General features: G+C 35.1%; 6 protein-coding genes. 3 read left to right on the forward strand and 3 right to left on the reverse strand.

The annotated features are described in order from the left end of the window. Window positions 1-155: 155 nt before the first annotated feature. The gene (locus HMPREF2750_RS07100) at window positions 156-824 is read right to left on the reverse strand and encodes a TfoX/Sxy family DNA transformation protein (protein ID WP_083304552.1); all 669 of its coding nucleotides are present in this window, start codon (window positions 822-824) and stop codon (window positions 156-158) included. A 227-nt stretch (window positions 825-1,051) separates the two neighbouring features. Between HMPREF2750_RS07100 and HMPREF2750_RS07105 the strand changes: the two genes are divergently transcribed. The 3 genes from HMPREF2750_RS07105 (at window position 1,052) to recX (ending at window position 3,607) form a co-directional block, all read left to right on the forward strand. After that, a complete protein-coding gene (locus tag HMPREF2750_RS07105; protein ID WP_049381976.1) occupies window positions 1,052-1,894 on the forward strand; it encodes a patatin-like phospholipase family protein in 843 nt (280 codons plus the stop codon). Window positions 1,895-2,030: 136 nt separating this feature from the next. Beyond that, window positions 2,031-3,086, forward strand: coding sequence for a recombinase RecA (gene recA / locus HMPREF2750_RS07110; protein WP_070583194.1), 1,056 nt, complete (start codon window positions 2,031-2,033; stop codon window positions 3,084-3,086). A gap of 68 nt (window positions 3,087-3,154) precedes the next feature. Beyond that, complete coding sequence (gene recX, locus HMPREF2750_RS07115; protein ID WP_070583195.1) at window positions 3,155-3,607, forward strand: recombination regulator RecX; 453 nt, start codon at window positions 3,155-3,157, stop codon at window positions 3,605-3,607. On the opposite strand, the gene crcB is transcribed toward recX, so the two are convergent. Both crcB and HMPREF2750_RS07125 read right to left on the reverse strand, forming a co-directional pair. Beyond that, window positions 3,582-3,977: a fluoride efflux transporter CrcB gene (gene crcB / locus HMPREF2750_RS07120; protein ID WP_049365038.1), complete on the reverse strand. Its 396-nt coding sequence runs from the start codon at window positions 3,975-3,977 to the stop codon at window positions 3,582-3,584. The genes recX and crcB overlap by 26 nt on opposite strands. Continuing rightward, window positions 3,978-4,796: a Cof-type HAD-IIB family hydrolase gene (locus HMPREF2750_RS07125; protein WP_070583196.1), complete on the reverse strand. Its 819-nt coding sequence runs from the start codon at window positions 4,794-4,796 to the stop codon at window positions 3,978-3,980. Window positions 4,797-5,015 lie beyond the last annotated feature (219 nt).

A 5,015-nucleotide genomic window follows, 5' to 3' on the forward strand; every position in this document is an offset into this window, starting at 1 on the left:
GCAAAAAAGAACGACGCACCGGTTTTTCTTAAGAGTCACAACAGTGCGTCGTTGTGTGGAGTGCATTATATGGATTTTTGAAATCCACGCAAGCACTTTTTTTAGAAATTTCTTCGATAGATGATTTTTTAAACGTTAACTCCTTTATGTGAATGCTATTCAGCCTTTTTTAAGGCCCGCTTACAACGTCTAAACCCATTTGCAGAAAGTGTTTCATTAAGTTTACTTAGCCCTCTTTCTTTCTCTTTTTCAGTATAAAACTCGCAATTACGATTATCTAAAGCACCTCGAAGCCGCCAATAGAAAGCTTCAGTTGCCCCTATATCCGCTTTCTTCAAACGAACAATCGCATTTTCAGCGCCTATTTGCCGTAAGGTATCAACATTATCAATACCCACTTTCTTCAGAGCTCTTTCATACTTAACCGATAAATTCGGTAAATCACGAATTCTCCCAATCTTAGATAGTGCAGAATCTAATTTTTCCTTCCTGATTTGACTAATAGAAAGAATGATCAAGGTTCTCATTAAAACATTATCTTTCAAGATACTTTCGGTTAAAGCATAATAATCAGATAATACGAAGCGTTTATTGAGTTCATTTGTTGCAAAAGGTTTACAGCCAAGTCCTTTTAATTTTATCGAAAGCTCATCCTTAGCACGTAAGTAAACCTTATTGTTTGCCCAAACCGCAAACATATTTTTCTCTTTATGATACAAGCCATATCCCGTAAATAAATTTTTACTTGTCACATCTCCGATAAGTTGATTTAACAAATCACATACTTTACTGATATGATCATTTGGGATTATGAGAGTTTTCATTTTAAAACTCCTCCTTATTTCAAGGTTAATCACATACGACTATACCAAGAAGTACTTCTCAAAAATGTTTATATCATAACCAGTTAAGTGTGACGAATATAAAATTTCAATTTTGTGAGAAAGATCGCAAATGCAAAATTTATTTATTGATAAACAACTAGATAAGAAAAAATAAGTTTATAGTTTAATATTTAATCTTTTAAAAGTTTTAGAATTCAGGAGTAAAAATGACAGTAGGACTCGTTCTTGAGGGCGGCGGCATGAGAGGTATGTTTACCGCAGGTGTCCTTGATGCACTGATGGAACAAAACATTCAAATAGATAAAATTATTGGCATTTCTGCAGGTGCATTATTTGGCATCAATTATGCATCCAATCAAAAAGAAAGAGCGTTGAGATATAACCTAAAATATCTTAAAGATAAACGTTACATGGGATTTCATAGTCTTTTTACAACGGGCAATATTATCAATAAAGATTTCGCTTTCTATGATCTCCCCTTTAATCTCGACCCTTTTGATCAAAATGAATTCGAGAAATCTCACATTGATTTCTATTTAGCCGCCACAAACATTGAGAATGGTAAAGCAGAGTATTTCAAAATCAAAGATGTTTTCAAAGAGATGGAATACTTCAGAGCAACTTCGGCCATGCCTTTTGTCTCAAAGTTTGTAGAAATTAATAGACAAAAATACCTAGATGGCGGAATTGCCGATAGTATTCCATTTGAAAAAGCACAAGAGCTCGGTTGTGATAAAATCATCGTTGTTTTAACTCAACCGATCGACTACCGTAAAACAAAATCTTCTTCTTTTTTATTCAAGCTTTTTTATCGCAAATATCCACACTTAGTTAAAACCTTAGAAAATCGCTACCGTACTTATAATGAACAAGTAGAAGAAATCATTCGCTTAGAAAAACAAAATAAAATCTTTGTGATTCGTCCAAATGTATCACTCAATATAGGTCGATTAGAACGAGATGAAACCAAAATAAGAACTGTATATGAACTGGGTAAAAAAATTCTCTCAGCACAAATTCAAGATCTAAAAAAACACTTAAGAAGTTGATTTTAAATAAACTATTTCTCAAGTTTGGAATCTATTTCACATTTTTTCATCAAGGAAAAAATTTTCTCTTGATACTGTACATCAATACAGATATAATCTAGCCAAATTTAGATAACTCTATTCAAGAAGGTTTTATATGGCAACTCAAGAAGAAAAGCAAAAAGCGCTCGCAGCAGCACTTGGTCAAATTGAAAAGCAATTCGGTAAAGGCTCAATTATGAAATTGGGTGATACTCAAGCCCTTGACGTTGAATCTGTTTCAACGGGTTCTTTAGGTCTTGATGTCGCTCTTGGTATTGGTGGTTTACCAATGGGGCGTATTGTTGAAATTTTTGGACCTGAATCTTCTGGTAAAACAACCTTAACTTTATCGGTTATTGCTCAAGCACAAAAAGTAGGTAAAACTTGCGCATTTATCGATGCGGAGCATGCTCTTGATCCTATTTATGCGGCAAAACTTGGCGTTGATGTGAAAGAACTTTTAGTCTCCCAGCCAGACAATGGTGAACAAGCACTTGAAATTTGTGATGCCTTAGTACGTTCTGGTGCAGTAGATGTTGTTATCGTAGACTCAGTTGCTGCACTTACCCCGAAAGCTGAAATTGAAGGCGAAATGGGTGATTCACACATGGGTTTACAAGCGCGTTTAATGTCTCAAGCGCTACGTAAATTAACTGGTCAAATCAAAAATGCAAACTGCCTTGTTATCTTTATTAACCAAATTCGTATGAAAATAGGTGTCATGTTTGGTAACCCAGAAACCACAACTGGTGGTAACGCACTAAAATTCTACTCTTCTGTGCGTTTAGATATCCGTCGCACTGGTTCAGTTAAAGATGGAGATGAAGTCATTGGTAATGAAACTCGTGTTAAAGTAGTTAAAAACAAATTAGCCGCACCTTTCCGCCAAGTGGATTTCCAAATTCTTTACGGAGAAGGGATTTCCAAAGCTGGAGAATTAATTGAACTTGGTGTTAAACACAAACTTGTTGAAAAATCCGGTGCATGGTATGCATATAACGGTGAAAAAATTGGCCAAGGTAAAGCTAATGCGATGAAATGGCTAAATGAAAACCCTGCAAAATCAGACGAATTTGAAGCGAAACTTCGTGCTGAATTAGTCGCTAACCCAGAACAAGCATTAATGGCTGATATTGAACAATCTAATGATGATGCAGAAAGCGATTTCTAATCACTAAAAGTGCGGTCAATTTTGACCGCACTTTTTATTTCAACCGTATTTGACCACAAGGAATTTATATGTCTTCTCTTGCCTTGAGCTATGTTGTTAATTTACTTGCTCGACGTGAATATAGCGAATTTGAACTACGCAATAAAATGCAGGAAAAAGCTTTTACAGAAGATGAGATCGATGAAACAATAGCTCACTGTCAGAAAAAAAACTGGCAAAATGATAAACGATTTACTGAAAATTATTTACATGCACGTTCGCAACGTGGATATGGTGCAAATCGTATTAAACAAGAATTACGTCAACTAAAAGGTGTATCTTCAGACGTCATAAATGAAGTCCTTGTAGAAAGTGAAATTAATTGGACTGAACTCGCAGAAAAAGTTCTACGTAAAAAGTTTCCTAATTATTCAGAACCACAACCAATTAAAAGCAAACAAAAAATTTGGCAGTATATGCTTTCTCATGGATTTTATTCTGAAGAATTTAGCGATTTTATCGGAAATGGAATAGAAGACTGATGAGCCTAAAGAAATAAATACCTAATACTGTAAATATTAAACAACCAACTAAATGACTCACTAAAACGAACAATCCATTGCCCCATTCTTCTTTAAAAAATAGTTCAATCACTTCGCCTGAAAAAGAGGAAAATGTGGTGAGCGCACCAAGAAATCCAGTCACTAAGAATAATCGCCATTCAGGACTAAATTGAGGGAAGGTCCAAAAGGCTGCTAGTAAAATCCCCATCAAAAAGCAACCAATAAAATTAGCCACAAGTGTACCAAATGCAAGTGAACTAAACAGGGAATTAAGCCATAGACCTAATCCCCAGCGTAAAGAGGCTCCGATCGCTGCACCGGCACTAATCAGAAAAATTGACTGGAACATCTATTTAATACCAAAAATTTCTGCTAAATGTTTGGCCACTGCTTCGTCTTTATTGAACCCGATCTCTTCCAGTTCAGGACAAGCTTCTTTTAAACGAGAATCAGCATTTGCCATCACATAACCTTTACCAACCCAAGAAAGCATTTCAACATCATTCTGGCCATCGCCAAAAGCAATACAATCTTTTAATCCATAATTTCTATTTTCTAATAGATGAGCTAATGCATCACCTTTCGATACATTTTTGTTCATCACCTCTAAGCAAGTTACCGCTGAATAAACAATTGTGGTTTTATCCCCGAAATGTGTTCTAAGATAATCTTCTAGTTCTATTAGATCTTTAGGATCATGAGCAATAAAAAATACTTTTTCAGTTCCTCTTCCATGATGCCTTGTAAAATCAACAACTTCGTACATAAAACCTGAATCCTTATGATATTTTGCTAATTCAGGCACATCTGTATTGATAAACCAACCATCATCTTGATAAGTATTAATACAAATCTTGGTATGATCAAAAGGGATTTTATATAACTCAAGTACGATTTCCTCTGGAAGACTATTGCTATAAATAAGATTACCTTTTAGATCACGCACTCGTGCGCCATTGGAAGTGATCATTACAGCATGCTCAGCACCTATCTTGCCTAAAATAGAAGAAACATCCATGTGATTACGGCCTGTCGCTAAAATAATATCAACACCTTTTTGTTCTAATTTATTCAATACATTAATAGTAAACTCACCAATTACATGGTTAGTATTAAGTAGCGTGCCATCAAGATCAGAGACAACGGCTTTAAATGGTAGTTGTTGCATAAAAACACCCATATAAAAAATGAGTCTGTATCATACCAAAATGACACAATTTTTGACCGCACTTTCTATTATAAAAACAACATTCATTGATAAAAAACAAAAAGGCGTACCTTTCGATACGCCTTCTTAATCTAACTTGTTACAGTTAATACATCAATTATTTGATGATTTTCGCAACAACGCCTGCACCTACTGTACGGCCACCTTCACGGATTGCGA

Origin of the sequence: Haemophilus sp. HMSC066D02 (genome assembly GCF_001810545.1) — a bacterium.
Lineage (GTDB): Bacteria > Pseudomonadota > Gammaproteobacteria > Enterobacterales > Pasteurellaceae > Haemophilus_D.

What these genes read in the sequence shown, in the direction of transcription:
- HMPREF2750_RS07105 (WP_049381976.1), top strand. Translation starts at nt 1,052, where the DNA reads ATGACAGTAGGACTCGTTCTTGAGGGCGGCGGCATGAGAGGTATGTTT.
- recX (WP_070583195.1), top strand. Translation starts at nt 3,155, where the DNA reads ATGTCTTCTCTTGCCTTGAGCTATGTTGTTAATTTACTTGCTCGACGT.
- HMPREF2750_RS07125 (WP_070583196.1), bottom strand. Translation starts at nt 4,796, where the DNA reads ATGCAACAACTACCATTTAAAGCCGTTGTCTCTGATCTTGATGGCACG.
- HMPREF2750_RS07100 (WP_083304552.1), bottom strand. Translation starts at nt 824, where the DNA reads ATGAAAACTCTCATAATCCCAAATGATCATATCAGTAAAGTATGTGAT.
- crcB (WP_049365038.1), bottom strand. Translation starts at nt 3,977, where the DNA reads ATGTTCCAGTCAATTTTTCTGATTAGTGCCGGTGCAGCGATCGGAGCC.
- recA (WP_070583194.1), top strand. Translation starts at nt 2,031, where the DNA reads ATGGCAACTCAAGAAGAAAAGCAAAAAGCGCTCGCAGCAGCACTTGGT.